Raw genomic sequence first — 348 nt, forward strand, 5'->3', positions numbered from 1 at the left:
GGTTACAACATCGGCGCCGAAGCGGTGAGCACGCTGGCCGAGGTCTACAACGGTGAATGGGCGCAGCAGATCGGCCGGATTGCCAAGGCTGCGGGTCTGGCGATCGTTTACGGTTATCCGGAGCGCACCGCCGACGGTCAGATCTACAACGCCGTGCAACTGATCGACGCCCACGGCGAGCGCCTGTGCAATTACCGCAAGTCACATCTGTTCGGCGACCTCGACCGATCGATGTTCAGCCCCGGTGACTCCGACTTGCCGGTGGTTGAATTGAACGGCTGGAAGCTCGGCTTCCTGATCTGCTACGACCTGGAGTTTCCGGAAAACGCGCGGCGCCTGGCCTTGGCC

Annotated in this window: 1 protein-coding gene; it reads left to right on the top strand. The window is 62.4% G+C overall.

Annotated features, from left to right (window positions below):
- On the top strand, positions 1–348 hold a 348-nt coding region (locus tag AAEY83_RS13415; protein ID WP_351059532.1), incomplete at both ends, for a nitrilase-related carbon-nitrogen hydrolase.

The sequence above is a fragment of the Psychrobacter sp. TB20-MNA-CIBAN-0197 genome, assembly GCF_040309765.1.
Lineage (GTDB): Bacteria > Pseudomonadota > Gammaproteobacteria > Pseudomonadales > Moraxellaceae > Psychrobacter > Psychrobacter submarinus.